Below are 4,118 nucleotides of genomic sequence, written 5' to 3'. Positions count from 1 at the left end.
CTTCCTATCGCCCCCGGGGGGTGGGGGGGGGGGGGCTCCTATGGTGGAGCCGCGTGATGGCGACCAAGACGGAGGGTGCCGGGGCCCCGGCACCGGTCCGGGTGTTCCTGCTGGACGACCACGAGGTGGTGCGCCGCGGCGTGCACGACCTGCTGGACTGCGAGCCGGACCTGGAGGTGGTCGGGGAGGCGGCGACGGCCGAGCAGGCGCTCGTCCGGGTGCCCGCGCTGCGGCCCGACGTGGCCGTGCTGGACGTCCGGCTGGGCGACGGTGACGGCGTCTCGGTCTGCCGTGAGCTGCGCTCGCGGATGCCCGGGCTGGCCTGCCTGATGCTGACCTCCTTCGACGACGAGGAGGCGCTGCTGGACGCCGTGATGGCGGGCGCCGCCGGGTACGTGCTCAAGCAGATCAGCGGGACCGACCTGGTCGCCGCCGTCCGCACCGTCGCCTCCGGCCGCTCGATGCTCGACCCCGGCGCCGCGACCCGCCTCCTGAACCGCCTGCGCAGCGACGCCGAACCCGCCCAGCCGGTCACCACCGGACCGGGCCTGACCGCGCGCGAGCAGGAGGTCCTCGAACTCATCGGCGAGGGCCTGACCAACCGGCAGATCGGCGAGCGGCTCTACCTCGCCGAGAAGACCGTCAAGAACCACGTGTCGCGGCTGCTCGCCAAGCTCGGCGTCGAGCGGCGGGTGCAGGCCGCCCTGATCGCCACCGAGCTGCGCCAGGCCTCCGCGGCCGCGCAGCCCTCCGTGCTGCGCACCGGCCGGGGCTGAGCCCGGCCGTTCGGCACCGTCTGTGCCCGTTCGGTGCGGTGCAGTGCCGTTCGGGGCCGAACGGTCCTTCGGCCCCGGGCCTGGGACCCGGGGCCGAAGGACCGCCGGGCGGGGCTCTCGCCGGGCCCGGCCGGGACCATCGGCCCTCGCGGCCCGGCCCGGGCCCGGGCGAGCATCGCTCGCATGAACCGCGACCACGTCCCGTCCCCCCGGCCCGTCCCGTACGACCCGCCCGTCCCGTACGACCCGCCCGGTCCGTTCGACCGGCCCGTCCTGGCCGTCGCGTACGACGGCCCCGCTCCGTTCGAGCGGCCCGTTCCGTCCGGCCGCCCTGTTCCGCAGGACCGGCCCGACCTGCCGGAACTGCGCGAACTCGACCGGAAGCGGTCGCTGGAGCTGCTGGCCCGGGCCGACGTCGGCCGGGTGGTCTACACGGTCGACGCCCTCCCGGCCGTCCTGCCGGTGCCGTTCCGGCTGGCCCCCGGCGGTGTGCTGCTCTCGGCACCGGCCGGCTCCGAACTGGCCCGGGCGGTGGACGGCGCGGTGATCGCCTTCGAGGCCGACGAGGTGGACGGCCGGGACGGCTCCGGCTGGTTCGTCACCGTCCTCGGCCGCGCGCAGGTCCGCCCGGCGGCCAGGACGGCCGATCCGGGCGGCACGGTCCGCATCCGCATCCGCCCGGAACTGGTCATCGGCCGGTGCCTGGCCTGAGCCGGCGGCCCCGAGGCGTCCTCACGGCCCCAGCAACGCCAGGGCGGTGCGCAGGAGTTCGGCGTCCGCCGCGGCGTCCGCGGTGCCGGCCAGGCCGGAGCGGAAGAGCGAGGCGCCCTCGATCAGCATGACGAACACCTGGGCGCGGGCGTGCCGTTCCTCCTCCGTCAGGGCCGGTTGGCGTTCGGCGAGGAAGCAGGCGACCAGCTCCCGGTAGCGGTCGTAGAAGGCCCGGACGGTGGCGGCCACCGAGGGGTCGCGGGCGGCCAGCGCCCACAGCTCGGCGAACAGGCGGACCAGGCGCACGTCCTGCTGCTCGGCGAGCAGTTCGCGGAGCAGGGCGTCCTCGTCGCGGCCCGGGTCGAGCAGCGGCGCGAGCCGTTCCACCGAGCGGGCGAGGACGCGCTCCAGCACGGCGGCCACCAGCTCGGCGTGGGTCGGGAAGTAGTGCTGGAGGTGGCCGAGGCGGACGCCCGCGGCGGCGGCCACCGCTCGCATGGACAGTTCGGTGCCGCCCGCGGTGACGAGCAACTCCTCCGCGGTGTCCAGCAGTTGCTCCCGCCGCTGGGCGCCCTTGCCGCTCAGGCCCCGGACGCTGCTCATGCCGCCGCCGCCGTGCCGCGCCGCCCGTCGGCCCCGGTGGCCGTGACGGTGACGGTGACGCCCAGGGCCGCCAGGTCCTCCAGGACCTGCCCGGGGCGCGGGGTCTGCTCGGGGAAGGCCACCCCGGCGGGCGGCGGGGCGCCGTCCGTGCCGAGCACCCGGCGCAGCGCCAGCAGGGCGCCGACGGCGGTGAGCCGGGCCTGGCCGCCCCGGTCCTCGACGGTGGCGGTGAGGGCGCGTCCGCCGGAGGCGACGTCGGTGCGCAGCAGGGCGGTGCCGCCCTCGCCGGGGGAGTGGAGCAGGGCGCGGCGGGCCGGCTCCCAGCGGTCGCCGCGGCCCCAGCGGAAGAAGCCGGCGTGCCGGGCCGCGAGCAGGGCGGTGGTGGAGGAGCGGGAGCTGAAGCCGATCCGGGTGGCGGCGGTGGTGGCGCCCAGGGTGAGCGGGAGGGTGAACTGCTCGGGGGTGTCGATCCCGGCGACCAGGGTCGGGGTGTCGCCGATGCGGACGGTCCGCGGGCGGCTGAGCGGGGCGACGGAGCGGCGTCGGCCGTCCTGGATCACCTCGTAGTCGAGTCCCAGGCGGTCCATGAACTCCACCGAGTCGGCGCCGGCCCGGTCCGCGAGGTCCCAGCGGATGGCGGTCTCGATCCGCTCGGCCCGGCCCAGCCGGTCCGCCAGGGCGGCGGCGACCAGGCTGGTCACCCCGCCCATCCAGGCCGAGGAGAGCAGCACCGGGGCGGTCGGGCGCAGCAGGGCGGCGAGCGTGGCCGCGCGCTGGAGCCGGGCGGTCCAGCGGGTGACGTCCACGTACGGGACGCCCGCGCGGACGGCGGCCCGCAGCACCCGGTCGTCCGGGTCGTTGACCACCCCGACCACGGCCCGTACGGCGGCGGTGAACGGCTCGGGGTCGGCGAGGTCCCAGCGGCGGACGGTGGTGTCGTCCAGTTCGGCGGCGAGGGCGGCGCCGCGCTGCTCGGAACGGCCGGTGAGCAGCAACGGCCAGGTGGGGGAGGCGAGTCGGGCGAGTTCGGCGCCGACGGTGCCGTAGCCGCCGACCAGCAGGACGGGGCCGTCGGGGTTGTGGCTGAGGCGGTCCGAGGGGAAGGTGGGGTGCGGGGAGAGTTCTGAGACGGATGTGGGGCTCATGGAGACAAATATAGGTCGCCCGACCTAAAATTTTCGTCATGACGTACTCCGATTCCCCCGAACAGACCTTTGACCTGCGTTCCTTCGACAGCGGCCACGGCCGCCTCGCCTACCTCGACGCCGGTACGGGCGAACCCCTGGTGCTGCTGCACGGCGGCCTGCTGGACCGCCGGAGCTGGGCCGACCAACTCCCGGCCCTGCTGCCCGAATACCGGGTGATCGCCCCGGACACCCGCGGCCACGGCGCCTCCGACAACGCCGGCCGGCCCTTCCGCCCCGCCGACGACCTGGCGGACCTGCTGCGCCACCTCGGCCTGGGCCCGGTGACCGTGATCGGGCTCTCCATGGGCGGGACGATCGCCCTCGACCTCGCCCTCGAACACCCCGAACTGGTCCGCGCGCTGGTGATCAGCGGCAACGGCACCAGCGAATCCGAGTTCACCGACCCGTGGCTCGGTGAACTCGCCGCCCACCAGACCGCCGCGCTCGCCGAGGGCGACGCCGAGGCCTGGCTCGACTCCTTCACCAGCCTCGCCTCCGGGCCGCACCGCCGCCTGGACGAGGTCGACCCGGAGGTGGTGCGCCGGCTCAAGGAGATGACCCGGAGCACCGTCGCCAAGCACACCCCCGACGAGCCCCAGTACCTGGTGCCGGTGACCGACACCTGGAAGCGGCTCACCGGGATCACCGTCCCGCTGCTGGCGATCAACGGCGGCATCGACTCCGTGGACCACATCAACCTGGCCGAACGGGTCGTGCGCACCGTCGTCGAAGGCCGCGCGGTGATCGTCGAGGGCACCGGGCACTACCCCAACATGGAACGGCCGGAGGAGTTCAACAGCCACCTCCTCGGCTTCCTGCGCACCGTCGTCGAAGGCCGCGC

At 75.5% G+C, this 4,118-nt stretch carries 5 protein-coding genes; 3 read left to right on the top strand and 2 right to left on the bottom strand.

Going from position 1 to position 4,118, the window contains the following annotated elements; translation table 11 throughout:
* Window positions 1-56 precede the first annotated feature (56 nt).
* Both ACIQOV_RS30690 and ACIQOV_RS30685 read left to right on the top strand, forming a co-directional pair.
* Window positions 57-776, top strand: coding sequence for a response regulator transcription factor (locus ACIQOV_RS30690; RefSeq protein WP_359900914.1), 720 nt, complete (start codon window positions 57-59; stop codon window positions 774-776).
* Between the two features lie 354 nt (window positions 777-1,130).
* Entirely contained in the window at window positions 1,131-1,487 is a 357-nt protein-coding gene (locus ACIQOV_RS30685) for a pyridoxamine 5'-phosphate oxidase family protein (RefSeq protein WP_359901048.1), read from the top strand.
* Between the two features lie 21 nt (window positions 1,488-1,508).
* Here ACIQOV_RS30685 and ACIQOV_RS30680 read toward each other — a convergent pair whose 3' ends face one another.
* Together ACIQOV_RS30680 and ACIQOV_RS30675 are read right to left on the bottom strand one after the other, a co-directional pair.
* Entirely contained in the window at window positions 1,509-2,090 is a 582-nt protein-coding gene (locus ACIQOV_RS30680; protein WP_401053874.1) for a TetR/AcrR family transcriptional regulator, read from the bottom strand.
* Window positions 2,087-3,235 (bottom strand): saccharopine dehydrogenase, encoded by a 1,149-nt coding sequence (locus tag ACIQOV_RS30675; protein WP_401053873.1) that lies wholly within the window; start codon window positions 3,233-3,235, stop codon window positions 2,087-2,089. The genes ACIQOV_RS30680 and ACIQOV_RS30675 overlap by 4 nt, the downstream gene beginning before the upstream one ends.
* Before the next feature lie 38 nt (window positions 3,236-3,273).
* Between ACIQOV_RS30675 and ACIQOV_RS30670 the strand changes: the two genes are divergently transcribed.
* The coding region (locus ACIQOV_RS30670; RefSeq protein WP_401053872.1) for an alpha/beta fold hydrolase at window positions 3,274-4,118 on the top strand (845 nt) is incomplete at its 3' end.

Source organism: Kitasatospora sp. NPDC091257, assembly GCF_044757675.1.
Taxonomy (GTDB): domain Bacteria; phylum Actinomycetota; class Actinomycetes; order Streptomycetales; family Streptomycetaceae; genus Kitasatospora; species Kitasatospora lactacystinica.
Note: the sequence above shows the minus strand (reverse complement) of the source record. Positions and strands in the feature narration are given on the sequence as shown.